Here is a 25,580-nt window from a genome sequence, read left to right on the forward strand (position 1 = left end):
TCGACCCTAGGGCGCTACGCCGACACCCCGGCGGGCCGGCCCCGCCAGCGGCGCCAGCCGCGCCGGACCAGCCGCGCCAACAGGTAGAGCGCGACCAGGCCGCCGGCCAGCAGCACCGCGGCGACACCGGCGGCCGCGCGCGGGTGCTCGATCGCGAACCAGACGACCCCCAGCACGGCGACGTCCTCGGTGATGCTCGCGAGGACGTTGCTGACCGGCTCGGGCGAGGTGTTGATCGCCAGCCGGCCACCGGCCTTGGCCAGGTGGGAGAGCAGGGCCGTGCCGCCGCCGACGGTGCCCAGCACCGCCTGGTCCAGCGTGCGCGCGTCGCCCGCGAGGAGCACGCCGACGACGGCGCCGACCGTCGGGCGGATCGCCGTCGAGACCGCGTCCCAGGTGGAGTCGACGTAGGGGATCTTGTCGGCGACGAACTCCATCGCGTAGAGGAACGCCGCGACCACCAGCACGTCCCAGCGGCCGAGCGCGTCGGGGACCTGCTCCAGCCCGCCGACGCGGTCCGCGACGCCGAGGACCAGGACGACGAGGTAGGCGTTGACGCCGCTCGCCCACCCGCTGGAGAACGCGAGCGCCAGCGACTCCACCTCAGCCCCGCTCGATCACACGGCCCAGCGACCCGGGGTCGCGGCCCACGACGGTGGTGCCGTCCGAGGCGGTGAGGATCGGCCGCTGGATCGCGCGCGGGTGGGCGGCGAGCGCCCGGAGCCAGGCGTCACGGCTCGCGGGCTCGCGCGGCAGGTCGATCCCGGCCTCCCGGGTCTCCTTCGGCCGGGCGACGTCCCACGGCTCCAGCCCCAGCCGGTCCACCACCGCACGCAGCTCCTCGGGCGTCGGCGGGTCGTCGAGGTAGCGGCGCACGGTGTAGTCGACGCCGGCCGCGTCCAGCTCGGCGACGGCGGTGCGGCACTTCGTGCACGCGGGGTTCAGCCAGATCTCGATGCCCATCGCGCTCCTCACTCCACGTCGATCTCGGTCGCGCCGGTCAGCGCCTGCAGCTCGTCGTACGTCGTCGAGAACACCGCGGCGGGGTGGCCCGCCGCCGCCCAGACCACGGGGTGCCGGCGCAGCCAGCGGTCCTGGTAGGTCGGCACCGGCGCGGGGTGGCCGATGGGGGAGACACCACCGATCACCTGGCCGGTGGCGGCGCGGACCAGCTCCGCGCTCGCGCGCCGCAGACGCGGCACGCCGACGGTCGCGGCCACCTTGGCGGTGTCGACCCGGTGCGCCCCCGAGGTCAGCACGAGCACGGGCTCGCCCTCGGCCTCGAACACCAGGCTGTTGGCGATGGCACCGACCTCGCAGCCGAGCGCCTCGGCGGCCAGTGCCGCGGTGTGGACGGAGTCGGGCAGAATGACGACGTCGCCCGTGCCCCCGCGGCGTGCGTGCTCCTCGCGGAAGCGTGTGATCGAGGGGTGCTCGGTCGTCATGGCGCGACCCTAGGGCACCAGCACCGGTCCGCGCCCGGCCCGCACGGCCAGCCCGTCCGCACGCGCCCGTCCCGCCCGAGGAGCCCGCATGACAGCCCAGCCCACGTCGGTCCGTCGCGCGGTGCAGCTGCTCCTCGTGCTGCTCGGCCTGGCCGTCCTGGTGGCGGTGCTCACCGTCGTGCTGCGCGACGACCTCCTCGACTCCTGGTCCGCGGGCCACCCGGTCGACGCCGACATCGAGCAGCCCGCCTTCGTCCCGGTCGCGGTGGTGCTCCTCATCGTGTTCGTGGGTCTGGTCGCCACCCTGGTGCCGTTCCTGCGCGGCGGCGCCAACTGGGCCCGCCACTCCCTCGCGCTGGTCGTGCTGATGGCCGCGATCGCGACCCTGGCCGGGCTGCGCACCGAGCCGCCGCTGCCCTTCGTGCTCGCCGCGGTGGTCTCCCTCGTGGTCGACGCGGCACTGCTGTACCTCCTCTGGAGCCCCGAGACCTCGCGCTTCGTGCGCGGGAGCCGCGCGCCCGCCGACACGCACGTCTGACCCGCCGCGCGGGAAGCCCTCCCGGCAGCTCGCTCGAGCCCGGCCGCAGCCCGGCCGCAGCCCGGCCGCAGCCCGGCCGGAGCCCGGCCGGAGCCGGCACGGCCCCGGCCCCACCGGCGGGTCTTGACGACCTGTCGGTGGTGAGGTGTACCTTCGTCGTGTTCGAACATCTGTTCGAACGACCGGCGGGGGCGACCTCGACCCCCGTCCCCGCCGGGTCGCGATGTCCGGGGTCGTGGGGTCGACGGAGCCGGGCGCGAGCCCGAGGAGCGAGGCGAGAGTGGTGCGGTACGACGACCCCGTCGAGGTGCGGACCGGGGAGGGCGGGCTCGACGGCCCGCCGGGGGAGGCGCAGGCGGCGCGGGGCGGTCCCGCGCAGTTCCTCTGGCGCGGCCGGCTGTGGAAGGTGCGCGAGGTGCTGGAGCGGCGGAGCCAGGAGCTCCCGCGCCGCGAGCTGTGGCGGGTCGCCGCCGGCCGCGGACGGCTCGACCAGGCGGCCGGGGCGGACGACCTCGCCGGCGGCGGGGTCTTCGAGCTGGCCCACGACCTGCGAGCGGGCCGGTGGCAGCTCGTCGCCGCCGGCGCCCGTGCGGGGGAGTGAGGCTGTCGTGCCGTCCCCCCTGGAGCAGCCCAACCCCTACGCCCTGCCGGCGACCACCCACGCCTACCTGGCCCGGTCCGCGGAGTCGCTGAGCGAGGCGATCGCCGCGACCGAGGTCACCGAGCGCTACGCCCACGCCCACGTCGCCGCGCTCCGCGCAGCCGCCGCCCTGCTGGCGGCCCGCGCCCGGCCGGCGCCGGCCCGGCGGCGCCCCCAGAAGAACGCCTGGGTGCTGCTGACCGAGGTCGCTCCCGAGCTGGAAGAGTGGGCGCGGTTCTTCGCGGCCGGTGCCGCGAAGCGGGCGGCGGCCGAGGCCGGCTCGCGCCGCGCCGTGACCGAGCGGGAGGCCGACGACCTCGTGCGCGACTCCGACCGGTTCCTCGCCGTGGTCGAGCAGGCGCTCGGGCTGGTGCCGCACGCGCCGGTCCAGGTGCACGTCGTGCGCCGGGTGGGGTGAGCACCCGGTGGCCCTAGGCTGGGCGCCATGCCCGTCACCGAGCGTCCCGGCGACCGACCCAGCGAGCGGGACCGCCCCAGCGAGCGGCGCGGAGCCGCGCGCACGGCGGTCGTCTGGTCGGCGTTGCGCCCGGTGCTCGGCAGCGGCCCGCTCGACGTGCTGGACATCGGCGGCGGCACCGGCGGCTTCGCCGTCCGCGTCGCCGAGCAGGGCCACCGGGTCACGGTGGTCGACCCCAGTCCCGACGCCCTGGCCTCGCTCGGCCGACGTGCCCGCGAGCTCGGGGTGGAGGTGGCGGCCCAGCAGGGCGACCTCTCGACCCTGGTCGACGTCACCGGCGCCGACGCCGCCGACGTCGTGCTCTGCCACGGTGTCCTCGAGGTCGTCGAGGACCCCGCGGCCGCGCTGCGGAGCCTGCGTGCCGTGCTGCGGCGCGGGGGCACGCTCAGCCTGCTCGTCGCCCAGCGGCACGCCGCGGTCGTGGCGCGGGCGATGGCCGGCCACTTCCAGCAGGCCCTGGCCATGCTCGACGAGGGCGCGACGACCGGCGCCCCGGCCAGCCGGTCCGGGAGCCGGTTCACCCGCGACGAGGTCGGTGCCCTGCTCGAGGACGCCGGCTTCGAGGTGGCCTCGGTCCACGGCGTCCGCGTCTTCGCCGACCTCGTGCCCGGCTCGTTGCTGGACCTCGAGCCCGGCGCCGCGGGCGCGCTCGTCGACCTCGAGCAGGCCGTCGCGGCCCGCCCGGAGTACCTCCCGCTCGCCACACAGCTGCACCTGCTCGCTCGCTGACGGCCGCCGGCCGGCTCCCGCGCGGGCCGGAGCGCGGTGAGCGGGACGGTGGGCGGACCCGCCGGCGGCGGCGCCGCCGGGGACGACCGGTCGTGGGACTGCCCGATCCTCCACGTCGACATGGACGCGTTCTTCGCCTCGGTGGCGCTCCGGGACCGGCCCGACCTCCAGGACGTCCCGGCCGCGGTCGGTGGCGGCCACCGCGGCGTGGTCCTCTCGGCCAACTACGCCGCCCGCGCCTACGGCGTGCGCGGCGGGATGCCGGGGGTGCGTGCACGGCGCCTCTGCCCGCAACTGGTGTCGGTGCCCGGCGACCACGCGGCGTTCTCGTCGGTCTCCACGGCACTGCGCGAGATCTTCCGGCGGGTCACGCCGCTGGTGGAGATGGCCTCGCTCGACGAGGCGTTCCTCGACGTGCGCGGGTCGACGCGGCTGCTCGGCTCGCCGCGGACGATCGCGGAGCTGGTCCGGGCGACGGTGCAGGAGGAGCAGCGCATCACCTGCTCCGCCGGCGTCGCCCCGACGGTCTCGGTGGCCAAGCTGGCCAGCCGCCGGGCCAAGCCCGACGGTGTGGTCGTGGTGCCGCCGGAGGAGGTCGTCGACTTCCTGCACGGCCTCGACGTCGGTGAGCTCTACGGCGTGGGCGACAGCACCGCCCGCAAGCTCCGGCGGATCGGCCTCACCACGGTCCGCCAGCTCGCCCACGCACCCTTCGAGGAGGTACGTGGCGCCGTCGGGACGGCGGCCGCTCGCCAGCTGCAGGTGCTCGCTTGGGGTCGCGACCGCTCGCAGCTCCACGAGCGGCGCGGCCCCCAGGAGCCGGACCGCTCGATGGGCGCCCAGCGGACGTTCGCCCGGGACCTGACCGCCCGTGCGGACGTCCTGCGCGAGGTGCTCGCCCTGGCGGAGAGGGTCACGCGGCGGCTGCGCGCCGGCGGGGTGGCCGGACGCACGGTGGTGCTCACCGTCCGCTACACCGACTTCACCACCCTCACCCGGTCCAAGGCGCTGCCGGAGCCGACCGACGTCACCCAGGAGGTGTACGTCGCGGCCGTCGCGCTGCACGACGCGCTGCGCCAGGGTCGCTCCGGTGGCCGGGCCGGAGCGGCGCTGCGCCTGGTCGGGGTGCGGGTCGAGGGTCTCGTGCCGAGCACGCGGGTCCAGCGCCAGCGCGTGCTCGGGGAGCGCGAGCACGGGTGGTCCGACGTCGACCGGGCGGCCGACCGGGCGGGCGCCCGGTTCGGCAGCGGAGCGGTGCGCCCGGCCACCCTGCTGCCGGGCGCGGACCGGGCGAGGCGAGCAAAATCCTGAGGCGCCTACCGTGTTGCGGACGGCCTGCCTAGACTTGCTCCACGGCCCACGCAGGGACGTATTCGGCTCGTGAGACCAGTGGAGGACCGGTGCCACTCTCGGAAGAGGAGCTGCGACTGCTCGAGCAGATGGAGCGCGCACTCTCGGAGGAGGATCCGAAGTTCGCCTCCACACTGCGCGGGACGTCGCTGCGACGCTCGGCGCGACGTCGCGCGATCCTCGCCGGGGCCGGCTTCGTGGTCGGGGTCGCCGTCCTGATGACCGGTGCGGTCAGCCAGGTCGCGCTCGTCGGGGTCGTCGGGTTCGTCATCATGCTCGGCTCCGCGACCGTCGCCCTCACCGCGATGCGCGGACAGGCCGCAGCAGCGGCCGCCGCCCCCACGGACCCGCGGCAGGCGGCCCACCCCTCGCGCGGCTTCACCGTCATCGACGGCGGCCGCAAGGGACGCTCCGGTCGCACCCGCCGCTCGCGCCGCACGTCCGGCTCCTTCATGGAGCGCATGGAGCAGCGGTGGCGCCACCGTCGGGAGCAGAACGGCGGCTTCTGAGCCGCACGCTCCCCGGGTCATTGACCCGGTGAGCAGGACCTCCGGGCGACCGGGTGGGCCGGACCCTGTGCGTCCCCGGCGCCCGCGTCCGGTGCCGCGGCTGCAGCGGCTGCCTTCCGCGCGACCCGTGCGCCGCCCACGTCGCGTCGGCGGGAGCGACGTCGGGCCCCCGCCCCCGTCCCGGTCGCCCGTCCCGGTCGCCCGCACCGGGTCCCGGGCCGTCGCCCGAGCGCCGCTCAGCTGGTGACGTGGTCGACCACGGCGCCGTACCGCGCGCCGCCCGCACCGGCGCCGGGGGAGCCGGTCGCCGGGGTGCTCCGCACGAGCACCGACCGGGGGAACCAGGTGGCGAGGCGACGCGCCCGTCGCGGTGCCCCGTCGCGCAGCGCCTCGGTCACGGTCTCGACCTCGGCGCGGAGCGCACCGGTCGCGTCCGCGCCGCGCGGGGAGTAGCGCAGCACCTCCAGCGCAGCCACCATCCGGTCGAGGGCACGGACGGCGTCCGGGGCGAGAGAGGGTCCTCGGGGCGGGGGCTCCGCGGTGTGCTCACCGGCCGGGGCACCGAGGTGCTGGGCCACCCAGTCGCCGGTCTGCCGAGGGGTCCGGGAGTACGGCCACGCGAGCCCGAGGTCCAGGGCGGTGTCGCGCACCTCGTCCCACGCCGGTTCGGGGCCGGCCGACAGGCGACGGTCCCTGCGCCGGGTCCGGACGGCACGCGGCACGAGCGCCAGTGCGAGAAGGAGGCCTCCGCCGACGCCGCCGCCGAGGACCGGCAGCAGCCAGGCCCGGTCGTCCTGGTCCGCGGCGGCGTCGTCGACCTGGTCCTCCTCGGTGGCGTCCGCGCGCTGCTCCTGGGCGCGGTCGGCCTGGCGGGGGGCCGGGCCGATGCTCGAGTCGGGGACCTGGGGGTCCGGCGCCTGGACGTCCTGGCGGGTCCACGTCGGCGCGCCCTGGGTCCGGGCGGCCGGCGTGGGCTCGAAGCGGACCCAGCCGCTGCCGGCGAAGAACAGCTCCGGCCAGGCGTGGAGGTCGTGCGCGCTGAACTCCCAGGTGTCCCGCCCGACGCTCTTGGGACCCAGGAAGCCCACTGCGACGCGGGCGGGGATGCCCACCAGCCGGGCCAGGACCGCCATGGAGGCGGCGTACTGCTCGCAGTAGCCCCGGCGACCCTCCGGGCTCAGGAAGGAGGCGAGGTCGCCGCTGCTCGTGCCCGCGTCCGCGCTCGTGTCGTACACGAAGCCACCGGTCTCGCGGAACCAGCGCTGCAGGGCCACCGCCTTCTCGTAGCGAGTGCTGGCCTCGCGGGTGACCTGCACCGCCAGGTCGCGGACCTCCGTCGGGAGGTCGGCCGGGACGTCGGTGTAGGTGCTCGGCACCGAGACGCCGGCGGCCGGCGCGCGGGCCATGTCGGTGGCGTCGTAGGAGAGCTCGAGGCCCGTCATCTGGTAGCTGAGGCCCGCGGAGTCCAGGTCGTCGTCGGCCGCGATGAAGTCGCGGGTCTCGGTGTCGTAGCGCCAGTCGCCGACCGCCTGGACCCGGCTGCTCGTCGTCCACGTCGGGAGCCAATCGGACTTGAAGGTCTCGTAGACGTCGACGTCGTAGTCGTAGGCGCGGCGCCCGAGCGCGGGGTCGACGCCCTGCAGCGGCGGCAGCGCGCCGTCGGCGGCGTTCCCCTCCGGGACCTTGCGGTTGCCGGCGCTCCAGGTCTCGCCGTTGAAGGAGGTGAGCGCGGTGGTCCGCAGGTACGACGGGTCGGGGTCGTCGGTGGTCAGTCGCAGCAGCGGCTCGTCGGGGCCCAGGACCAGGTCCTGCTTGAGGTCGGCGAGCGGGTTGGTCAGCGTGATGTCGTCGTCGCCCCCGGGGCCCGCGCCGAAGTCGACCAGCCGCAGGTCGAGGGTGGGGACCGCGAGCGGCACCGCGACGGCGAGCGCGGTCGCGACCCCGCCGATGGCCCCGGCCGTCCTGCGGGCCCGGCCGGTGCGGACGTCGAAGCCCAGCGGGTGCTGGTCGCCCAGGGCACGACCCCAGCGCGTGACCCGCTCGCTCTCGTGCAGGTAGAGCACGAGCAGGAAGCCGGCGGCGGTCAGCACGAACACCCATCCGGAGAGCTCGCCGCCGATGACGCTGACCGGGACGCTGTAGATCGTGAGCAGCGGCAGGCCGGCCAGCGAGACGCGGCGCAGCGTGGACACCAGCACGTCGACCAGCAGGAAGCAGCCGAGGCCGCCGGCGAGGAGCAGGGGATCGACGGGCGGCACGTCGCCCGGCACCGGAGGCGCGTACTGGTTCGCGCTGTCGACGGCGCCGCGGAGAGCCGCGTCGAGCTCGACCCACCCGGGACCGAGCGGCACGGGGTAGCCGGTGATCGACAGGCTGGTGACGACACCGCCGGTGAGCACCTGGAGCAGGACGACCAACGGGCGCGGCACGCGGGCCCAGCGGGCCAGGGCGCCGGTGGCCGCGACGACGAGGCCGATGACGGCGAGCGGGCCGAGGTAGCGGCCCGGGACCTCGGTGAAGGGACGCCACGACATCGTCGCGACCCACGTGGTCGCCGCAGCGGCCAGCGAGATCGCCAGCGTGGTGCGCAGGTTCGCGCGACGGGTGCTCATCCGACGACCTCCTGGGCGGCTGCCTGCGACGCCGTGGCCTCGTGGGCCGCGACGTGGGGGACGGTGTCGGGTCCCCGGACGGCCGAGCCCTGGCCGGCGGCCGAGCCCAGCTCCTGCCAGACCGACTCGAGCCGGTCCCGCGGGCCGAGCGCGGTCGCGCGCCAGCCCTGCTGCACCAGCACGGGGACCGACGCCCCGGGAGCACTGGACCGGTCCCCGGGACCGGCGGTCGCCCGACCACCGGCGGCGGCCCAGGCGTCCACGTCGACGGCCACCGCGAGCCCGGCCCCGGCGTGGTTGCGCATCCTGCGCAGCACGGGCACGTCCACCGCCCCCACCGCGCCGAGCACGGCGACGGTCAGCCCGCCGTGACCCTGCTCGCCGAGCCAGGACCCGTCGAGGCGGGGCGTCGCGATCGGCCGCAGCACGGCGAGCGCCTCGAGCAGCGGGCCCTCGCCGACGTCGGCGTCGCGCTGGTGCCACGCGCTGCCGTGGTCCTCACCGGCCGCCGTGACGAGGCGGACGGCGAAGCCGCGCCGGCACAGGTGGACCGCGATCGACGCCGCGGCCGAGACGGCCGCCTCGATGGAGGAGGCGACGCCCTGGCCGCGGTGCACGCCGGCGCGGTTGTCGATGAACAGGGTCGCCCGGGACTGCCAGGGCTGCTCCTCGCGGCGCACCATCAGCTCCCCGGTACGGGCCGAGCTGCGCCAGTGCACCCGGCGCAGGTCGTCGCCCCGGCGGTACTCGCGGACCGTGACGTCCTCGGCGGAGCCGGTCGCGAACGCGCGGGGGCGGTTGTCGCCGGCGCCGGTCCAGCCGCCCCCCAGCGGGATCGAGGGCAGCACGACGGTGCGGGGGGTGACCGTGAGCGCCGCGGTGGTCTGGAACGCCCGGCCGAGCTCGACGAGGCCGAACGGGTCGGCCACCCGGACCGACATCGGCCCCAGCTCGAAGCGACCGCGCACGTCCGAGCGCACCTGGTAGGCGACCTGCCGCTTCCACCCGTGGGAGATGCCCTCGAGCACGAAGCGGGGGCGGGAGCCCAGCACGTAGGGGACCTGGTCCTCGAGGAGCAGCAGACCGCTGGGGGCGCGGCCCTCGTTGGTCAGCGTCAGGCTGACCCGGGCCGGCTGGCCGGCGCCGACCACCTGGGGGGCGACGGTGCGCACCAGTGCCAGCTTGTAGCGGCTGCGGGACAGCACGGCGGCGGTCAGCAGGGGCAGGGCCAGCACGAGCACGCCCACCCGGTTCAGGGCCGGCTGCCCCAGCACGACGGCGCACACGATGGCGGTCACCCCGGCGGCCACGAAGGCCCGGCCGCGGACGGTCAGGCCGGCGAGCGCCTCACGCACGGTGCTTCCCGTGGAGGCCTGCGGCGGACCGGCCGGAGCCGTGCCGCGTCATGTCCGGTGCCCGTCGGGCACCGGGACGGAGGCGAGCACGCCCTCCAGCACGGTGCTGGTGGAGCGCCCGCTCATCGCCGCCTCGACGCTCGGCAGCAGCCGGTGCGCCAGGACCGGTCGGGCGAGGGCGACGACGTCGTCGGGCAGGACGTAGTCGCGGCCGTGCATGGCGGCGTACGCCTTGGCCGCGCGGACCAGGTGGAGCGTCGCGCGCGGCGACGCGCCCAGCGTGAGGTCGCTGGTACGACGCGTGGCGCCGGTGAGCGCGACGACGTAGCGCTGCACGGCGTCCGAGACGTGCACCTGGCCGACGATCGCGGTGAGCTTGCGGATCTCTGCGGCGTCGGTCACCGGCTCGAGGTCCTCGAGGGGGCTGGCGCCGGTGTGCGAGGCGATCATCGCGATCTCCGCGGCCTCGACCGGGTAGCCGACCGACACCCGCGCCATGAACCGGTCCCGCTGCGCCTCCGGCAGGGCGTAGGTGCCCTCCATCTCGATGGGGTTCTGCGTCGCGATGACCATGAAGGGCGTGTCGAGCTGGTAGGTGGTGCCGTCGACGGTGACCTGGCGCTCCTCCATGCACTCCAGCAGTGCCGACTGGGTCTTGGGGGAGGCGCGGTTGATCTCGTCGCCGACCACGATGTTGGCGAAGATGCCGCCGGGCCGGAACTCGAACTCCCGGGTGTCCTGGTTGAAGACCGAGACACCGGTGACGTCGGAGGGCAGCAGGTCCGGCGTGAACTGGATGCGCCGCACGGTGGAGTCGATGCTCCGGGCGAGCGCCTTGCTGAGCATGGTCTTGCCGACGCCCGGGACGTCCTCGATGAGCAGGTGCCCCTCCGCGAGCAGCACGACCAGCGAGGACGACACCACGTCGGGCTTGCCCTCGATCACCCGCTCGATGTTGGAGCGGATGCGCGTGACCACGTGCGCGAGCGTCTCGAGGTCCGCGCCTCCCGCCGTCGGAGTACCCACGTCGACCCTTCCCGTCCCGTCCAGCCCTGCGCACCACCGTATTCGGTGGCGGCAACCTACGCCGCTCCACTAGCTCCGGCGACGTCCTCGACGGGTCCGCCCCACCACGCCCCACCCCTCCTCCCCACCGGCGCCCCACCGCACCGCCGCGGATGGGCCGGTAGCGGTCGGAAACCGCCGCTGACCTGCGCCGACGGCCCGGGTGTCGGTGGCGCTCGCGTACGCCACCGCGGGGGAGGGGAGCGGCGTCGTACGCCGGAAAAAGGGGCGTGGACACGCTCGATGTGGTTGACGGTGGGGAGAAGTGGGTTAAAGTGGTGCGAAGTGGAGGAAGTGGCCGTGACGGAGGTGCCCGATGTTCTTCATGGGCACCTACACCCCCCGGCTCGACGAGAAGGGGCGGCTCTTCCTCCCGGCGAAGTTCAGGGAGCGACTGTCGGAGGGGCTCGTGGTGACGCAGGGTCAGGAGAACTGCCTGGTCGTGTGGCCGACCGACGTCTTCATGCAGGAGGCGCAGCGCGCCCGGGCGACGCCGATGACCAACCGCTCGGCACGTGAGTACGCCCGCGTGCTCTTCGCCGGCGCGGACGAGGGACAGCTCGACAAGCAGGGGCGCATCTCGATCCCCGCGACCCTGCGCGACTACGCATCGCTCGAGAAGGACGTGGTCGTCATCGGCGTCATGGACCGGATCGAGATCTGGGACCCGGCCCGGTGGCAGGACTTCTCCGCCGAGGCCCAGCGCAAGTTCGCCGAGCTCGACGAGGCCGGGGACGACTGACCGGCCCCACCGCCCCACCCGGCACCACCCGCAGCACCCGAACCGAAGAACGGATCCGCAGGGCCAGGTCTCTGGCCCGCTCTCCCCGCCAGCTGGCGCACCTTCCCCGGTGCCAGGTGGCGGCACTTCCCCACCGGGGGAGCGGGCAGGAGACCTGGCCCTGCGGCACCGCAGCACCACGCACCACCACGCACCACCACCGCGCACCACCGAACTCAGCAGGGGTCGAATCCGATGAGCACCACGCACGTGACGTCCGCCAGGACGAGCGACGGTGCCGTCCCGCGGGTACGGCACCAGGCCCGCGACGCGGCCGTGCTCATGGTGTTCTCCGCGGCCACCTCGATCTCGCTGGCCGTCACGCTCCTCCTGCTCGCCCGGCTCGGGAGCTGAGCCCGCGATGAGCGCGCCCCGCCACGTCCCGGTGCTGCTCGACCGGGTCGTCGCCCTCCTGCAGCCCGCCCTCGACCACGACGGCGCCGTCCTCGTCGACTGCACCCTCGGTCTCGGCGGCCACACCGAGGCGGTCCTGGAGCGCTGCACCGGCGCCCGGGTCATCGGTGTCGACCGCGACCCCGAGGCGCTGCGCCGGGCCGGCGAGCGGCTCGCGCCGCACGGCGACCGCTTCACCGGCGTCCACGCCGTGTACGACGAGCTGCCCGACGTGCTCGACGACCTCGGGCTCGCCAGCGTCGACGCCGTCCTGTTCGACCTCGGCGTGTCCTCCATGCAGCTCGACGTGCGCGAGCGGGGCTTCGCCTACGCCGAGGACGCCCCGCTCGACATGCGGATGGACGGCACCACCGGCCCCACGGCGGCCGACGTGCTCAACACCTACTCCGCCGGAGAGCTGACCCGCGTGCTCCGCGACTACGGCGAGGAGCGGTTCGCCAAGAAGATCGCCCACGCGATCGTGAGGCGCCGCGAGACCGAGCCGTTCACCACCTCCGGCCCGCTGGTCGAGCTGCTGTACGCCGAGATCCCGGCGCCGGCGCGCCGTACCGGCGGGCACCCGGCCAAGCGGACCTTCCAGGCCCTGCGCATGGAGGTCAACGACGAGCTGGCCGTGCTCCGTCGAGCGATCCCCGCGGCGATCGACGCCATCGGGGTCGGCGGCCGCGTGGTGGTCGAGTCCTACCACTCCCTCGAGGACCGGCTGGTCAAGCAGGCGTTCACCGCCGCGACCCGGTCCACCGTCCCGATCGACCTGCCGTTCGTGCCCGAGGGGAGCGAGCCGGCCCTGCGCCTGGTCACCCGCGGTGCCGAGCAGGCCGACGAGGACGAGATCGCCCAGAACCCGCGAGCGGCCTCCGTCCGCCTGCGTGCCATCGAACGGCTTCGCGCATCCCAGGGAGCAGCCTCATGAGCACCACGTCCAGCGCCGCGTCGCAGATCCGGCACCGCGTCCCGCGCCTGGCCGAGGCGGCCGTCGAGCGGGCCCGCCTGACCGTCGTCCCGCGCCGTCGCGTCCGTGCCGCACGGGTCCCCTTCGTGACCCTGGTGAGCCTGGTGCTGCTCGGCGGCGTCGTCGGGCTGCTGCTGTTCAACACCCAGATGCAGCAGGCGTCCTTCGCCGCCACGGCCCTCGAGCAGCAGGCGGGCAACCTCGCCGCCCGCGAGCAGACCCTGACGATGGAGATCGAGCGCCTGCGCGACCCGCAGACCATCGCGGCGCGCGCCACCAAGCTCGGGATGGTCGTCGCCCCGGCGCCCGCGTTCCTCGACCTCGACACGGGCGCGGTCGAGGGCACGCCCGCGCCGGCCGGCGACGGCACCTCGCTGCGGATCCGACCGCGCCCCCCGGTGCTCCCGCCCTCCCTCGACCCGACGCCCACCGTGGTGACCGACCTCCGGCCCGGAGCCGTGCCGCCCGAGGGCGTGCTGCCCGAGGACCGAAACTCCGGCGACACGGGCCGCGGTGACGGCCAGGGACGCGGTGACGGGGGTAGAACTTCACAGGAGTCACAGCAGTCCCAGGGCTCCCAGGGCCAGCCGGACCAGCAGGACCGCCAGCAGGACCGCCAGCAGAACCGCCGCTGACCACTCACCTCGATCAGGACCCAGGGAGACCCCGTGCGACGTACCCGCCCGACCAGCGGACGGCGCGGCGCCCTGCGCGGGTCCCCGCAGCTCCGGCTGCGCGTGGGGTTCATCCTGATCGCGATCGTGCTGTCGGTCTTCGGTGGCCGGCTGGTGCAGCTGCAGGGCCTGGACCCGCGGTCGTACGCCGCGATGGCGGCCGCCGAGGGCACCGAGAAGGTCGTCCTCCCCGCGGTCCGCGGCGACATCGTCGACCGCAACGGCAAGCCGCTCGCGGACTCCGTCGACGGGCTGATGGTCGTCGCCGACCCCTTCCTGACCGCTGACAAGGCCCAGGAGATGGCGACGTTCCTCGCCCGTCGGCTCGACGTCGACTACGTGCAGACGCTCGAGCGGCTCCGCGAGGAGGACAGCCGGTACGAGTACATCGCCCGGCAGGTCCCCTCCACCCTCGCCACGGACGTGCTCAGCGAGGCACGTGAGCTCGGGTACGACGGCCTCATCACGCAGCGCGACCCGGTGCGGGAGTACCCCGCCGGCGACGTGGCCGCGAACATCGTCGGCGCCCTCGGCACCCCCGACCCGGAGAAGGGCGACCAGCCGCTCGTCGGTCTCGAGCTCGCCCTCAACTCCTGGCTCGCCGGCACCGACGGCTCGGCCCGCTACGCAGTGGGCGGCGGCAACAAGCTCCCGCTCGGCGAGAACGTCGAGGTGCCGCCGGTCGACGGCAAGGACGTCGAGACGACGCTGGACCGCGAGATGCAGTGGTACGCCCAGCGCGTGCTGCGCCAGACCGTGGAGGACGCCGGCGGCACGTCGGGCTACGCGGTGGTCCTGGACACCCGCACCGGCGACGTGCTCGCGCTGGCCGACACCCCGACGTTCGACGCGAACGCGCCGGAGCTCGCCGACAAGCCCGACCTGGTCTCCCGCGCCCTCGGCGACGTCTACGAGCCCGGGTCGGTGGAGAAGGTGCTGACCGTCGCAGGCCTCCTCGACGCCGGCAAGGTCACGCCCCGGACCAAGATCACGGTGCCCCCGCTGCTGCACCGCCAGGACCGCCCGATCGGCGACTGGTGGGACCACGAGGAGATCAAGCTGACCCTGGCCGGGGTGCTGGCCAAGTCCTCCAACATCGGCACGGTGCTCGCGGCCGACAACTTCGACGAGGGGCAGATGCGCGACTACCTCGTCGACTTCGGGCTCGGGTCCCGCACCGGTCTCGGCGTGCCCGGCGAGTCGGCCGGCATCCTGCCCGACGGCAGCGCGTGGACCAGCCAGACCGAGGACCGCATCGCGTTCGGCCAGGCGCTCTCGGTCAACGCGATGCAGATGGCCGCCGCGGTCAACACCATCGCCAACGGCGGCGTGCGGGTCGACCCCAGCATCATCCGGGGGACCGCCACGCTCACCGACGGCACCGAGGTCGGCACCGGCACCGCGACCCGCCGGCGCGTGGTCAGCGAGCAGGCCGCCCGCCAGACGGCGCGGATGATGGAGCTGGTCGTCGACCCCGACGTCGGAGTCGCCCCCGCCGCGGCGGTGCCCGGCTACCGGGTCGCCGGCAAGACCGGCACGGCCCAGCGTGCGGTCGACGGCGGCTACGAGGGCACCACGGTGTCCTTCGCCGGCTTCGCCCCGGCGGACGAGCCGCGGTTCACCGTGTACGTCGTCGTGCAGGAGCCCGACGCGGGCGGCGGCGGCTCGGTCGCGGGCCCCGCCTTCGCCAAGCTGATGAGCTACGCGCTGCGCCGGTACGGCGTCCCGCCCACGGGCACCGAGCCGTCGCGCCTGCCGGTCGAGTGGTGAGCCGCGGCGATACCCTCGCCGCGTCATGACGAGCCCCCTCCGGCCGCGGCACCCGCGGCGCACGTCCCTGTCCGACCTCGTCGCCGAGGTCGGCGGCCTCCACCTCGCCGACCCCTCCGAGGAGGGCGCGGCGACCACCGTCACCGGTGTGTCGCTGAGCTCCCAACGCGTCGTGCCGGGCGACCTGTACGCCGCGCTGCCGGGCGCTCGGGCCCACGGCGTCGACTACGCCGGCCCGGCGGTCGAGGCGGGCGCGGTCGCCGTCCTCAGCGACGCCGCTGGCGCCTCCCGCGCGGCGGGGCTCGGCGTGCCGGTGCTGGTCGCCGAGGACCCGCGCGCCCTGCTGGGCCGGCTCGCCGCCCACGTGTACGGCGACCCGGCCACCCGGATGCGCATGGTCGGCGTGACCGGCACCCAGGGCAAGACCACGACCACCCGCCTGGCCGAGACAGGTCTGCACGCGGCCGGGGTGGCCGCCGCCGTCATCGGCACCGTCGGCACGCGGGTCAAGGGCGTCGACGTGCGGACGACGCTGACGACCCCCGAGGCCCCCGACCTGCACGGCCTCTTCGCCGCGATGGTCGAGCAGGACGTCGAGGCCTGCGCGATGGAGGTCTCGAGCCACGCCCTGGTCATGGGCCGCGTGGACGGCATCGTCTTCGACGTCGCGGTGTTCTTGAACCTCGGCCGCGACCACCTCGACTTCCACGCCGACGTCGAGGACTACTTCCGCGCCAAGGCTGCGCTGTTCACCCCCGAGCGTGCCCGGCTGGCACTGCTCAACGTCGACGACGAGCACGGCCGCCGGCTGGTGCGGGAGGCCACCGTGCCGGTGCGGACGTTCTCGGCCACCGGCGCCGAGGCGGACTGGCGCGCCGTGGACGTCGAGCTGCACCCGCACGGCTCGCGGTTCCGCGTGCTGGGTCCCGACGGCCTCGAGGTCGCGGCCGCCTGCCCGATCCCGGGCGGCTTCAACGTCGCCAACACGCTCGCCGCGGTCGCGGCCTGCGCCGAGGCCGGGCTGGGCGCGGCGCGGGTCGCGGACGGCATCGCGTCCGGCGCGGGCGTGCCGGGCCGGCTCGAGCGGGTCGAGGCCGGCCAGGACTTCGTCGTGGTCGTCGACTACGCCCACAAGCCCGACGCCGTCGAGGCGGCCGTCGCCGCGCTGCGACCGGTCACCGAGGGGAGGCTGCTCGTCGTGCTCGGCGCCGGCGGCGACCGCGACCCCGGCAAGCGGCCGATCATGGGGGAGATCGCCTCCCGGCTCGCCGACGTGCTGGTCGTGACCGACGACAACCCCCGCACCGAGGACCCCGCCGCCGTCCGTGCGGCCGTGCTGGCCGGCGCGACCGGCGGTGCGGAGGTGCTCGAGGTCGGTGACCGGAGGGCCGCGATCCGCGAGGCGCTCGCCCGGGCACGCGCCGGCGACGTGGTGCTGGTGGCCGGGAAGGGGCACGAGACGGGTCAGGAGGTGGCCGGCGTGGTCCACCCGTTCGACGACCGCGAGGTCGTCCGCGAGGAGCTGGAGGCGGTGCGGTCGTGATCCCCATGACGCTCGACGAGGTGGCCGAGGTGGTCGGCGGGACCGTCGACGGCGACGGCACCACCCAGGTGACCGGCCCGGCGTACCTCGACAGCAGGGAGCCGGTCGTCGGCGGGCTCTTCGTCGCGATCGCGGGGGAGCGGGTCGACGGGCACGCGTACGCCGCCGACGCCCACGCCGTGCTCGGCAGCAGGCCCACGGGGCGCCCCGGCGTGCTCGTCGACGACCCGGTCGCGGCGCTCGGGCTGCTGGCGCGCCACGTCGTGGACCGCACGGGCGCGACCGTCGTCGCCCTGACCGGCTCCCAGGGCAAGACCGGCACCAAGGACTACCTCGCCCACGTGCTGGCCACCGCGGCCGGCAGCGGCGTGCCCGGGAGCACCGTCGCCACGCGCGGGAACCACAACAACGAGCTGGGCGTGCCGCTGACCGTCCTGCGCGCGACCGCCGACACCACCCACCTCGTCGTCGAGATGGGCGCTCGCGGCGTCGGGCACGTCGAGTACCTCTGCCGGGTCGCGCCCCCGGTCGTCGCCGCGGTCCTCAACGTCGGCACCGCGCACATCGGCGAGTTCGGCAGCCGCGAGGCGATCGCGCAGGCCAAGGGCGAGATCGTCGAGGCCCTCCCGGGCGCCGGCACCGCCGTCCTCAACGCCGACGACCCGCTGGTCGCCGCGATGGCGCCCCGCACGGCCGCCCGGGTGCTGACCTTCGGCGAGGCCGGCGACGTCAGCTGGCGGGGGCTGGAGCTCGACGAGCTCGGCCGGCCGACCTTCGAGCTCGGCCACCGGGGCACCTGGCACCCGGTCGCACTGCGCCAGGTCGGTGCCCACCAGGTGGCCAACGCCGCCGCGGCCGCGGCGATGGCGCTGGCCCTCGGCCTCGACCTCGCCGACGTCGCGGCCGCGCTCGGCACCGCGGAGAGCGCGTCGCGCTGGCGGATGGAGCTGCGCGAGCGCGCGGACGGGCTCGTGGTGCTCAACGACGCCTACAACGCCAACCCCGCCTCGACCGTCGCCGCGATCGACGCCCTCGCCGCCATCGGCCGGCGCAGCACGCGTCGTACCGTCGCGGTGCTGGGGGAGATGCGCGAGCTCGGGCCGACCAGCCACGAGGACCACGTCGCCGTCGGCCGGGCCGCCGCCGAGGCCGGGGTGGACGTCGTCGTCGCCGTCGGCGAGCCCGCCGCGGGCATCGCGGAGGGCGCGCGCCAGGTGGCCGGGTGGACCGGTGAGGCGATGCTCACGGCGGGGCGGGACGAAGCACTGACCTGGGTGCGGGAGAATGCTTCGGCCGGGGACGCCGTCCTCGTCAAGGCCTCGCGCGGAGCCGCGCTCGAGGTCGTCGCGGAGGGACTTCTGGAGGAAGCGACGTGAGAGCCGTACTGCTCGGGGGTGGGCTCGCCCTGCTCATCTCCCTGCTCGGCACCCGGGTCGCGATCACCCAGTTCACGCGGATGGGCTACGGCCAGGAGATCCGCGACGACGGGCCGACCAGCCACCACACCAAGCGCGGGACGCCGACCATGGGCGGCGTCGTGATCATCGCCGCGACCGTGCTGGGCTACTTCGCCGCGAAGTTGATCACGACGAGCCAGCCGTCCGCGTCCGCGCTGCTGCTGCTCTTCCTCTTCGTCGGCATGGGCCTCGTGGGCTTCCTCGACGACTTCATCAAGATCTCCAAGCAACGCAGCCTCGGCCTGCGCAGCAAGGCGAAGATGGTCGGCCAGACCGTCATCGCCCTCGTCTTCGGCTTCCTGGCGCTCTCGCCGTGGTTGGAGGACGACCGCGGACGGACGCCCGCCTCGCACAGCATCTCCTTCATCCGTGACTTCGCCTCCTTCGCGCTCCCGACGGTCGTCGTGCTCGCGCTGATCTGGCTGATCGTCACCGCCACCTCGAACGCCGTGAACCTCACCGACGGGCTCGACGGCCTCGCCACCGGGGCCAGCGTGATGGTCTTCGGCGCCTACACGCTGGTGAACATCTGGCAGAACAACCAGTCCTGCGAGATCTCGCCGGGCGCCACCTGCTACGAGGTGCGCGACCCGCTCGACCTCGCCGTCATCGCCGCGGCGATCACCGGTGCCTGCTTCGGCTTCCTGTGGTGGAACGCCTCGCCCGCGCAGATCTTCATGGGTGACACCGGCTCGCTGGCGCTGGGCAGCGCGCTCGCCGGGTTCGCGATCCTCACCCGGACCGAGCTGCTCCTGATCATCCTCGGCGGCGTCTTCGTCGTGGAGACCCTCTCGGTGATGCTGCAGGTCGGCTGGTTCCGGATCAGCGGCGGCAAGCGGATCTTCCGGATGGCGCCCATCCACCACCACTTCGAGATGCTCGGCTGGGAGCAGGTCACGGTGGTGATCCGGTTCTGGATCGTCACCGGTCTCTGCGTCGCCGCCGGCCTGGGCATCTTCTACGCCGAGTGGGTGGCCGGGATCTAGGTCCCGCCCCGCCCCCCCAATCGCTCGCTTCGCCCCGGTCCCGCGGGGGCGCCCCGGAGGTCTGTGGTGAATCTCGACTCGTTAGGACAGCGCGACTCCTGGCAGGGGGTCCGTACCGTCGTCGCCGGCTTCGGCGTCTCCGGCTTCGCGGCCGCCGACAACCTGCTCCACCTCGGTGCCTCGGTCACCGCCCTCGACGAGTCCGCGGCCGGCAAGGAGGAGAAGGCCGAGCTGCTCGAGGTGCTCGGCGCCTCGATCCGGCTGGAGCAGGGCGCCACGGCCGTGCTGCCCGACGACGTCGACGTGCTCGTCACCAGCCCCGGCTGGCGCCCCGACGCACCGCTGCTCGCCCAGGCCCGGGACCGCGGCGTACCGGTCTGGGGCGAGGTGGAGCTGGCCTGGCGCCTGCGCGACCCCGAGCGGCCCGTGCCCTGGCTCGCGGTGACCGGCACCAACGGCAAGACCACGACCGTGCAGATGCTCGACTCGATCCTGCGCGCCGCCGGGCTGCGCAGCGTCGCGGCCGGCAACGTCGGACTGCCCCTCGTCGAGGCGGTCATGGACCCCACGCCGTACGACGTGATGGCCGTGGAGCTCTCCAGCTTCCAGCTGCACTACACCCGGTCGATGGCCGCGGAGTCCGCCGCCGTGCTGAACCTCGCCGAGGACCACCTCGACTGGTACGACGGCCCGGACCCGATGCGGGCCTACGCCGCCGACAAGGGCCGGATCTACGATGGCGTCGAGCGCGCCTGCGTCTACAACGTCGCCGACCCCGAGACCGAGCGGCTGGTCCGCGAGGCCGACGTGCAGGAGGGCGCCCGCGCGATCGGGTTCACCCTGGGCATGCCCGGCGTCGGGATGCTCGGGGTGGTCGAGGACATCCTCGTCGACCGAGCGTTCATCGAGGAGCGGGGCACCAGCGCCGCCGAGCTCTGCACGGTCGCCGACCTGGCCAGCCCCGCGCCGCACGTCGTGGCCAACGCGCTCGCCGCCGCCGCGCTGGCCCGCGCGCACGGCGTCTCCCAGCAGGCCGTCCGCGACGGGCTGCGGGCCTTCCGGCCCGACGGCCACCGGATCGCCCTGGTCGCCGAGCACGACGGCATCGCCTGGGTCGACGACTCCAAGGCCACGAACCCGCACGCGGCGCAGTCCTCCCTGCAGGCCTACGACCCCGTGGTGTGGGTCGCGGGGGGACTGGCCAAGGGGGCCCGCTTCGACGACCTGGTCCGCGCCGTGCGTGACCGCCTGCGCGGCGTGGTGCTGCTCGGGCGGGACCGCGCGGTCATCGCCGAGGCGCTCGCGCGACACGCGCCGGATGTGCCCGTGATCGACGTCGGTGCCGGTGAGACTGGTCCCGAACAGGCACCCATGGAGCGCGTCGTGGAGGCGGCGGCCGTGTTGGCCCGACCCGGCGACACGGTCCTCCTGGCTCCGGGATGCGCCTCCATGGACCTGTTCGCCAGCTACGCCGACCGCGGGGAGCAGTTCGCGGCCGCCGTACGCGCCAGGACGAGCTGACCGGACCACCGAGCACCTCACGGGAGGGGGACGCGTGACGACCACCGCGAACCCGCCGGGCACGACCCGGGCCCCGGCCCCCGGCAGCACCGAGGAGAACGACGTCGGGCCGTCGTCGAGGTTCGCCTGGTTCGCGGCGGCCCGCGACGCGATGGACCGCCCGCTGACGGCCTACTACCTGCTGCTCGGCGCCTCGGGGCTGCTGCTGACCATCGGCCTGATCATGGTGCTCAGCGCCTCGAGCGTGTACTCCTTCCGGGTCTTCGACAACTCCTACGCGATCGTCACCCGTCAGCTGATCTGGGTGGCGCTGGGCCTGCCGGCCGCGTGGGTGGCGAGCCGGCTCAGCACGCGGTGGCTCAAGCGGCTGGCGTTCCCGGCGTACCTCGTCGCGCTCGTGCTCCTGCTGATGACCGCCTTCCTCGGTGTGACCGTCAACGGCAACCAGAACTGGCTCGCCCTGGGCCCGGTGCAGATCCAGCCCTCGGAGATCGCCAAGCTCGCCCTGGTCCTGTGGGCGGCGAGCACCTACGCCAACAAGGAGCGCCGGCTCGACAACCTGCACCAGGTGATGGTGCCGGTCGTCCCCGGCCTGCTCCTCGCGACCCTGCTCGTCGTCGTCGGCCACGACCTCGGCACCGCGCTGGTCTTCATGGCGATCCTGCTCGGCCTGCTGTGGGTCGTCGGCGCACCGGCCCGGTTCTTCGCCTTCAGCCTGTCGATCCTCAGCGTGGTGGCGATCTTCGTCGCCTCGACCAGCTCCGAGCGGCTGGGTCGGATCACGAACTTCGTCGACCCCTTCCAGGACTACCACGACAAGGGTTGGCAGCCGGCCCACGGCCTCTACGCCCTCTCCACCGGCGGGTTCTTCGGGCAGGGCATCGGCGCGAGCCAGCAGAAGTGGGGCGACCTGCCCGAGGCCCACACCGACTTCATCTTCGCCGTGCTCGGTGAGGAGCTCGGCCTGGTCGGCACGCTCCTGGTGATCGGGTTGTTCCTCACCATCGCCTACGCCGCGGTGCGCGTCGCCCGCGACACCGCCGACCCGTTCGTGCGCTACTGCACCTTCGGCATCGTGGTGTGGCTGATGGGCCAGATGATCATCAACGTCGGCATGGTGCTGGCCCTGCTCCCCGTCATCGGCATCCCGCTCCCGCTGGTCTCCTACGGCGGCTCGGCCCTGCTCCCGTCCCTGGTCGCGCTCGGCCTGCTCATCGGCTTCGCCCGGCGCGAGCCGGAGGCGGCGCGCGCACTGGCCCACCGCAAGCGCGACCGCGGCCGCTCGCTCGTAGGCTGACCCGCGATGCGCGTCCTGCTCGCCGGCGGTGGAACCGCCGGCCACACCTCGCCCCTGCTCGCCACCGCCGACGCCCTGAAGCGGCTGCGGCCCGACATCGAGATCACCTGCCTCGGCACGCCCCGCGGCCTGGAGAACCGGGTCGTGCCGGAGGCGGGCTACCCCCTCGAGCTCGTCCCGCCGGTCCCGCTGCCGCGCAAGCCCGGCGCCGACCTGCTCAAGGTGCCGGTCCGCCTGCGCGACGCCGTGCGAGCGACCAACGACGTGCTCGACCGGGTCCGGCCCGACGTGGTCGTCGGGTACGGCGGGTACGTGTCGGTGCCGGCGTACCTCGCCGCCCGCCGCCGCGGCCTGCCGGTCGTCGTCCACGAGCAGAACGCCCTGCCCGGCCTCGGCAACAAGGTCGGCGCCCGGGTGGCCCGGCGGGTCGCGGTGTCCTTCCCGGACACCCCGCTGCCGAGGGCGGAGTACGTCGGCCTGCCGATCCGTCGGATGATCTCCATGCTCGACCGGCCCGCCCTGCGGGCCGAGGCGCGCGCGTTCTTCGGGCTCGACCCGGACCGCCCGACCCTCGTCGTCACGGGCGGCTCCCAGGGCGCCCGCCGGCTCAACCAGTCGGTCTCCGGTGCGGCGGCCGCGCTCGGCGCGGCCGGCGTCCAGGTGCTGCACGTCGTCGGTCCGAAGGGCGAGGCCGCCCCGGTCGCGACCGGCACGCCGTACGTCGTGGTGGACTTCGTCGACCGGATGGACCTCGCCCTGGCCGCGGCCGACCTGATGGTCTGCCGCGCGGGCGCCAACAGCGTCACCGAGGCCGCCGCCTCCGGGGTGCCGACCGTGTTCGTGCCGTTGCCGATCGGCAACGGCGAGCAGGAGCACAACGCCCGGCCGGTCGTCGACGCCGGGGGAGCGCTGCTGGTCTCCGACGCCGCGTTCACCACCGAGTGGGTCGCCGCCACCGTGCCCGGCCTGGCCACCGACCCCGAGCGGCTCGCCGCCATGGGTGCCGCGGCCAGCGGGCTCGTCCCGCGCGACGCCGACGAGAAGCTCGCCCGCATCGTCCTCGAGGTCGGGGGCGCCGCGTGAGGGTGCCCGTCCCGGACGTCGTGGTGCCGGCCGAGGAGCTCGGCGGCGTCCACTTCGTCGGCATCGGCGGTGCCGGCCTCTCGGCCATCGCCCGGATCATGCTGGCCCGCGGGATCGCGGTCAGCGGCAGCGACGGCGTCGACTCGCCGACGCTCGACTCGCTGCGTGCCGCCGGTGCGACCGTGCACGTCGGCCACGCGGCGACGCAGGTGGGCGACGCCGACACGCTCGTGGTCTCCACGGCCGTGCGCGAGGACAACCCCGAGTACCTCGAGGCGGTCCGCCGCGGCCTGCGCGTCCTGCCGCGCTCGACCGCATTGGCCTCGGTCATGGCCGGCCGCCGCGTCGTCGCGGTCGCCGGGACCCACGGCAAGACCACCACCACCTCGCTGCTCACCGTCGCCCTCCAGGTCGCCGGCGCGGACCCGACCTACGCCGTGGGCGGGGAGCTCGCCGCGACCGGGACCAACGCCGCCGAGGGCACGAGCGACCTCTTCGTCGCCGAGGCGGACGAGAGCGACGGGGCGTTCCTGCACTACAGCCCGTACGCAGCGATCGTGACCAACGTCGACGCCGACCACCTCGACCAGTGGGGGACGCCGGAGGCCTACGCCGAGGCGTTCGACCGGTTCGCCGACACGGTCTCCCCCGAGGGGTTCCTGGTCTGCGTGGTCGACGACCCCGGCGCCGCCGCGCTGGCCGAGCGGCAGCGCGCCGCGGGGCGCCGGGTGGTCACGGTCTCCACCCGCCCCGACGCGGGTGCGGACGTCGGCCCGGACGCGCTCGCCGGGGTGACCCTGTGGTCGCCCGGCGACCACTACCTCGCCGACGCGCTCGCCGCGCTGGCGACCGGGCTGGCCCTCGGGCACGACCGCGACGCGCTGGCGCGCGGCCTGGCGTCGTACACCGGGACGAAGCGGCGCATGGAGCGCAAGGGCGAGGTCGGCGGGGTGCGCGTCTACGACAGCTATGCCCACCACCCGGCCGAGATCGTCGGGGACCTGCAGTCCGGCCGGGCGCTGGCGGGGGAGGGGCGGCTCGTCGTCGCCTTCCAGCCGCACCTGGTCTCCCGCACCCGGATCTTCGGCGAGGCGATGGGCGAGGCGCTCGGTGCGGCCGACGAGGTGGTCGTGACCGACGTCTACCTCGCGCGGGAGGAGCCCGACCCCGAGATCACCGGCGGGTACGTCGCCCGCGCCGTGCCGCTGCCGACCGACCGGGTGGCCTACGTCCCCGACCTCGACGACGTCCCCGCCGAGCTGGCCCGTCGGGCCCGCCCCGGCGACCTCGTGCTGACCCTCGGCGCCGGCACGATCACCTCCGTCGGCCCGCGCGTGCTGGAGCTGCTGCCCGACCATGGCTGACCGGTCGAGCACCGACACCTTCGAGCGCACCCGCCGGCGGTTCGTCCGTCGCCGGCGGGCGGGTCGCCGACGGCGCTGGCGCCTCGTGCTGGCCGCCGTCCTGGCGCTGGCCCTGGTCGCCGGCGGCGTGTGGCTCACGTTCTTCTCCGACCGGCTGGCGGTCTCCGGGGTGGAGGTCCGCGGGACCGACTCGCTCAGCGTCGGCGAGGTCCGCGCGGCCGCGGACGTCCCGGAGGGCGAGCCGCTCGCGACCCTCGACCTCGGTGCCGTCGAGGCGCGGGTCTCCACGCTGGCCCCGGTGCGCAGCGTCGACGTGTCGCGCAAGTGGCCGGACTCGGTGCTCATCGAGGTCACCGAGCGCACGCCGGTGGCCGTGGTCTCGATCGGCGGCGTGTTCCGCGGCCTCGACGCCGAGGGCGTCGTCTTCAACCGCTACCGCCGCGCACCGGCCGGCCTGCCGCGGGTGGAGGTCGACGCCGACGTCGCCGACGACGCGCTGGTCGAGGCGGCCGCCGTGGTCGCCGCCCTCCCCGCGGACCTCGCCACCACCGTCGACCACGTCGAGGTGCGCACGGTCGACCAGGTCTCCCTCGAGCTGCGCGACGGGCGCACGGTCCGGTGGGGGAGCGCGGACGACTCCGAGCAGAAGGCCGAGGTCCTCGCCGGCCTCCTCGCCGCCCAGGAGGCGCCGGTGTACGACGTCTCCGTCCCTGGGCAGCCCACCGTCTGCACCCAGCCCCGGGTCTGCGGCGACTCCTGACATCTCGGGGCGTCGGGCCTCCTGAGGCGGCCGCGGCGCACCTTCCCGGGGCAGTCCCTCGCTCACCGGGGTAGATCTGCCCTGGTAAGCGTGAGAGTTCCCGGTCCACCGGGGACCCCTGCACGGCACCCCCGCCACGACGCCCCCCGCCACGACACCGCCACGACACCCGCCACGACACGCGCCACGACACGCGGCGTGTCCTCCCGGATGCAGGTCGGTCGGTTGCCTAGTGTCGTCGCCACGACGAGGTTGAC

Annotated in this window: 25 protein-coding genes; 19 read left to right on the forward strand and 6 right to left on the reverse strand. The window is 75.0% G+C overall.

What is annotated here, in order from left to right; all coding sequences use genetic code 11:
* Positions 1 to 14: 14 nt before the first annotated feature.
* From OSR43_RS08050 to OSR43_RS08060, 3 genes are read right to left on the reverse strand one after another with little or no spacing between them, the layout of a single operon-like run.
* Positions 15 to 602, reverse strand: a complete 588-nt coding sequence (locus OSR43_RS08050; protein WP_302270751.1) for a DUF4126 domain-containing protein — start codon at positions 600 to 602, stop codon at positions 15 to 17.
* Position 603: 1 nt separating this feature from the next.
* The gene (locus tag OSR43_RS08055) at positions 604 to 963 is read right to left on the reverse strand and encodes an ArsC/Spx/MgsR family protein (protein ID WP_302270752.1); all 360 of its coding nucleotides are present in this window, start codon (positions 961 to 963) and stop codon (positions 604 to 606) included.
* Positions 964 to 971: 8 nt separating this feature from the next.
* Positions 972 to 1,445 carry a YbaK/EbsC family protein gene (locus OSR43_RS08060; RefSeq protein ID WP_302270753.1) on the reverse strand — a complete coding sequence of 158 codons (474 nt, stop codon included), beginning with the start codon at positions 1,443 to 1,445 and terminating at the stop codon, positions 972 to 974.
* Positions 1,446 to 1,533: 88 nt separating this feature from the next.
* Here OSR43_RS08060 and OSR43_RS08065 point away from each other — a divergent pair, with 88 nt between their 5' ends.
* The 6 genes from OSR43_RS08065 (at position 1,534) to OSR43_RS08090 (ending at position 5,689) form a co-directional block, all read left to right on the forward strand.
* Entirely contained in the window at positions 1,534 to 1,983 is a 450-nt protein-coding gene (locus tag OSR43_RS08065; RefSeq protein WP_302270754.1) for a hypothetical protein, read from the forward strand.
* A 283-nt stretch (positions 1,984 to 2,266) separates the two neighbouring features.
* Positions 2,267 to 2,584, forward strand: a complete 318-nt coding sequence (locus OSR43_RS08070) for a DUF6504 family protein (protein WP_302270756.1) — start codon at positions 2,267 to 2,269, stop codon at positions 2,582 to 2,584.
* A 7-nt stretch (positions 2,585 to 2,591) separates the two neighbouring features.
* Complete coding sequence (locus OSR43_RS08075) at positions 2,592 to 3,041, forward strand: SAV_6107 family HEPN domain-containing protein (RefSeq protein ID WP_302270758.1); 450 nt, start codon at positions 2,592 to 2,594, stop codon at positions 3,039 to 3,041.
* Between the two features lie 27 nt (positions 3,042 to 3,068).
* Positions 3,069 to 3,830 carry a methyltransferase domain-containing protein gene (locus OSR43_RS08080; RefSeq protein ID WP_302270759.1) on the forward strand — a complete coding sequence of 254 codons (762 nt, stop codon included), beginning with the start codon at positions 3,069 to 3,071 and terminating at the stop codon, positions 3,828 to 3,830.
* 36 nt (positions 3,831 to 3,866) lie between these two features.
* Positions 3,867 to 5,141 (forward strand): DNA polymerase IV, encoded by a 1,275-nt coding sequence (gene dinB / locus OSR43_RS08085; RefSeq protein ID WP_302270760.1) that lies wholly within the window; start codon positions 3,867 to 3,869, stop codon positions 5,139 to 5,141.
* A gap of 89 nt (positions 5,142 to 5,230) precedes the next feature.
* The gene (locus OSR43_RS08090) at positions 5,231 to 5,689 is read left to right on the forward strand and encodes a DUF3040 domain-containing protein (RefSeq protein WP_302270761.1); all 459 of its coding nucleotides are present in this window, start codon (positions 5,231 to 5,233) and stop codon (positions 5,687 to 5,689) included.
* Positions 5,690 to 5,925: 236 nt separating this feature from the next.
* Here OSR43_RS08090 and OSR43_RS08095 read toward each other — a convergent pair whose 3' ends face one another.
* Genes OSR43_RS08095 through OSR43_RS08105 form a run of 3 tightly spaced genes read right to left on the reverse strand, consistent with a single transcriptional unit; the run spans position 5,926 to position 10,682 of the window.
* The gene (locus tag OSR43_RS08095) at positions 5,926 to 8,301 is read right to left on the reverse strand and encodes a DUF3488 and transglutaminase-like domain-containing protein (RefSeq protein WP_302270762.1); all 2,376 of its coding nucleotides are present in this window, start codon (positions 8,299 to 8,301) and stop codon (positions 5,926 to 5,928) included.
* Positions 8,298 to 9,656 carry a DUF58 domain-containing protein gene (locus OSR43_RS08100; RefSeq protein WP_302270763.1) on the reverse strand — a complete coding sequence of 453 codons (1,359 nt, stop codon included), beginning with the start codon at positions 9,654 to 9,656 and terminating at the stop codon, positions 8,298 to 8,300. Before OSR43_RS08100 ends, OSR43_RS08095 begins: the two co-directional genes overlap by 4 nt.
* A gap of 48 nt (positions 9,657 to 9,704) precedes the next feature.
* Entirely contained in the window at positions 9,705 to 10,682 is a 978-nt protein-coding gene (locus tag OSR43_RS08105) for a MoxR family ATPase (RefSeq protein ID WP_302270764.1), read from the reverse strand.
* Between the two features lie 355 nt (positions 10,683 to 11,037).
* Here OSR43_RS08105 and mraZ point away from each other — a divergent pair, with 355 nt between their 5' ends.
* From mraZ to OSR43_RS08170, 13 genes are all read left to right on the forward strand, one after another.
* Positions 11,038 to 11,463 (forward strand): division/cell wall cluster transcriptional repressor MraZ, encoded by a 426-nt coding sequence (gene mraZ, locus OSR43_RS08110; protein WP_302270766.1) that lies wholly within the window; start codon positions 11,038 to 11,040, stop codon positions 11,461 to 11,463.
* Between the two features lie 234 nt (positions 11,464 to 11,697).
* Positions 11,698 to 11,856, forward strand: coding sequence for a hypothetical protein (locus OSR43_RS08115; RefSeq protein WP_302270768.1), 159 nt, complete (start codon positions 11,698 to 11,700; stop codon positions 11,854 to 11,856).
* A 7-nt stretch (positions 11,857 to 11,863) separates the two neighbouring features.
* Positions 11,864 to 12,829: a 16S rRNA (cytosine(1402)-N(4))-methyltransferase RsmH gene (gene rsmH, locus OSR43_RS08120; protein WP_302270770.1), complete on the forward strand. Its 966-nt coding sequence runs from the start codon at positions 11,864 to 11,866 to the stop codon at positions 12,827 to 12,829.
* Positions 12,826 to 13,503: a hypothetical protein gene (locus OSR43_RS08125; RefSeq protein ID WP_302270771.1), complete on the forward strand. Its 678-nt coding sequence runs from the start codon at positions 12,826 to 12,828 to the stop codon at positions 13,501 to 13,503. The genes rsmH and OSR43_RS08125 overlap by 4 nt, the downstream gene beginning before the upstream one ends.
* A gap of 33 nt (positions 13,504 to 13,536) precedes the next feature.
* Positions 13,537 to 15,312, forward strand: coding sequence for a penicillin-binding protein 2 (locus OSR43_RS08130; protein ID WP_302270772.1), 1,776 nt, complete (start codon positions 13,537 to 13,539; stop codon positions 15,310 to 15,312).
* 25 nt (positions 15,313 to 15,337) lie between these two features.
* Entirely contained in the window at positions 15,338 to 16,855 is a 1,518-nt protein-coding gene (locus OSR43_RS08135; RefSeq protein WP_302270774.1) for a UDP-N-acetylmuramoyl-L-alanyl-D-glutamate--2,6-diaminopimelate ligase, read from the forward strand.
* 5 nt (positions 16,856 to 16,860) lie between these two features.
* Positions 16,861 to 18,231 carry a UDP-N-acetylmuramoyl-tripeptide--D-alanyl-D-alanine ligase gene (gene murF, locus OSR43_RS08140; RefSeq protein WP_302271637.1) on the forward strand — a complete coding sequence of 457 codons (1,371 nt, stop codon included), beginning with the start codon at positions 16,861 to 16,863 and terminating at the stop codon, positions 18,229 to 18,231.
* The gene (gene mraY / locus OSR43_RS08145; RefSeq protein WP_302270775.1) at positions 18,228 to 19,298 is read left to right on the forward strand and encodes a phospho-N-acetylmuramoyl-pentapeptide-transferase; all 1,071 of its coding nucleotides are present in this window, start codon (positions 18,228 to 18,230) and stop codon (positions 19,296 to 19,298) included. The genes murF and mraY overlap by 4 nt, the downstream gene beginning before the upstream one ends.
* A gap of 66 nt (positions 19,299 to 19,364) precedes the next feature.
* Complete coding sequence (gene murD, locus OSR43_RS08150) at positions 19,365 to 20,819, forward strand: UDP-N-acetylmuramoyl-L-alanine--D-glutamate ligase (protein WP_302270776.1); 1,455 nt, start codon at positions 19,365 to 19,367, stop codon at positions 20,817 to 20,819.
* A gap of 34 nt (positions 20,820 to 20,853) precedes the next feature.
* Positions 20,854 to 22,116 (forward strand): putative lipid II flippase FtsW, encoded by a 1,263-nt coding sequence (gene ftsW / locus OSR43_RS08155; protein ID WP_302270777.1) that lies wholly within the window; start codon positions 20,854 to 20,856, stop codon positions 22,114 to 22,116.
* 6 nt (positions 22,117 to 22,122) lie between these two features.
* On the forward strand, positions 22,123 to 23,199 hold the full coding sequence (gene murG, locus OSR43_RS08160) for an undecaprenyldiphospho-muramoylpentapeptide beta-N-acetylglucosaminyltransferase (protein WP_302270778.1): 1,077 nt from the start codon (positions 22,123 to 22,125) through the stop codon (positions 23,197 to 23,199).
* Entirely contained in the window at positions 23,196 to 24,563 is a 1,368-nt protein-coding gene (gene murC, locus OSR43_RS08165; protein WP_302270780.1) for a UDP-N-acetylmuramate--L-alanine ligase, read from the forward strand. The genes murG and murC overlap by 4 nt, the downstream gene beginning before the upstream one ends.
* Positions 24,556 to 25,323 (forward strand): cell division protein FtsQ/DivIB, encoded by a 768-nt coding sequence (locus OSR43_RS08170; RefSeq protein ID WP_302270782.1) that lies wholly within the window; start codon positions 24,556 to 24,558, stop codon positions 25,321 to 25,323. The genes murC and OSR43_RS08170 overlap by 8 nt, the downstream gene beginning before the upstream one ends.
* The last annotated feature ends 257 nt before the right edge of the window (positions 25,324 to 25,580 follow it).

The organism is Nocardioides sp. Arc9.136 (genome assembly GCF_030506255.1).
GTDB lineage: Bacteria > Actinomycetota > Actinomycetes > Propionibacteriales > Nocardioidaceae > Nocardioides.

Coding starts and splice junctions, on each gene's coding strand:
- OSR43_RS08055 (WP_302270752.1), bottom strand. CDS start 963: ATGGGCATCGAGATCTGGCTGAACCCCGCGTGCACGAAGTGCCGCACC.
- OSR43_RS08060 (WP_302270753.1), bottom strand. CDS start 1,445: ATGACGACCGAGCACCCCTCGATCACACGCTTCCGCGAGGAGCACGCA.
- OSR43_RS08065 (WP_302270754.1), top strand. CDS start 1,534: ATGACAGCCCAGCCCACGTCGGTCCGTCGCGCGGTGCAGCTGCTCCTC.
- OSR43_RS08080 (WP_302270759.1), top strand. CDS start 3,069: ATGCCCGTCACCGAGCGTCCCGGCGACCGACCCAGCGAGCGGGACCGC.
- OSR43_RS08095 (WP_302270762.1), bottom strand. CDS start 8,301: ATGAGCACCCGTCGCGCGAACCTGCGCACCACGCTGGCGATCTCGCTG.
- mraZ (WP_302270766.1), top strand. CDS start 11,038: ATGTTCTTCATGGGCACCTACACCCCCCGGCTCGACGAGAAGGGGCGG.
- OSR43_RS08115 (WP_302270768.1), top strand. CDS start 11,698: ATGAGCACCACGCACGTGACGTCCGCCAGGACGAGCGACGGTGCCGTC.
- rsmH (WP_302270770.1), top strand. CDS start 11,864: ATGAGCGCGCCCCGCCACGTCCCGGTGCTGCTCGACCGGGTCGTCGCC.
- OSR43_RS08125 (WP_302270771.1), top strand. CDS start 12,826: ATGAGCACCACGTCCAGCGCCGCGTCGCAGATCCGGCACCGCGTCCCG.
- OSR43_RS08135 (WP_302270774.1), top strand. CDS start 15,338: ATGACGAGCCCCCTCCGGCCGCGGCACCCGCGGCGCACGTCCCTGTCC.
- murF (WP_302271637.1), top strand. CDS start 16,861: ATGACGCTCGACGAGGTGGCCGAGGTGGTCGGCGGGACCGTCGACGGC.
- murG (WP_302270778.1), top strand. CDS start 22,123: ATGCGCGTCCTGCTCGCCGGCGGTGGAACCGCCGGCCACACCTCGCCC.
- OSR43_RS08170 (WP_302270782.1), top strand. CDS start 24,556: ATGGCTGACCGGTCGAGCACCGACACCTTCGAGCGCACCCGCCGGCGG.